General features: G+C 26.2%; 1 protein-coding gene. It reads left to right on the forward strand.

Annotation, left to right across the window (positions count from 1 at the left end; translation table 11 throughout):
• Positions 1-118: 118 nt before the first annotated feature.
• Positions 119-317, forward strand: a 199-nt coding sequence (locus AYC60_RS09265; RefSeq protein ID WP_459076623.1) for a ribonuclease H family protein, incomplete at its 3' end; no start/stop codon positions are given.

Below are 317 nucleotides of genomic sequence, written 5' to 3' on the forward strand. Positions count from 1 at the left end.
AAAAAGAAGAGAATTATTTAATTATGTAACTACAAATGATGATATAAAAATAGGTGTAGGTAGAGTAGATGAAAAAGTTATAGATGAAATTAATATATAAAATGCAACTTTTTTAGCTATGAATAATGCATTAGATAATATGGAAAAAGATGAAAAAGATTTAGTGTTAGTTGATGGAAATAAGGAAATAAAAGGATATTTAGGTAAACAGGAGGCTATAGTAAAAGGTGATGGCAAATCCATTACCATAGAAGAAGCCTCTATGATAGCTAAAGTAACAAGAGACAATATTATGAAAGAATATGACTTGATATATC

The sequence above is a fragment of the Streptobacillus felis genome (genome assembly GCF_001559775.1).
GTDB classification, from domain to species: Bacteria; Fusobacteriota; Fusobacteriia; order Fusobacteriales; family Leptotrichiaceae; genus Streptobacillus; species Streptobacillus felis.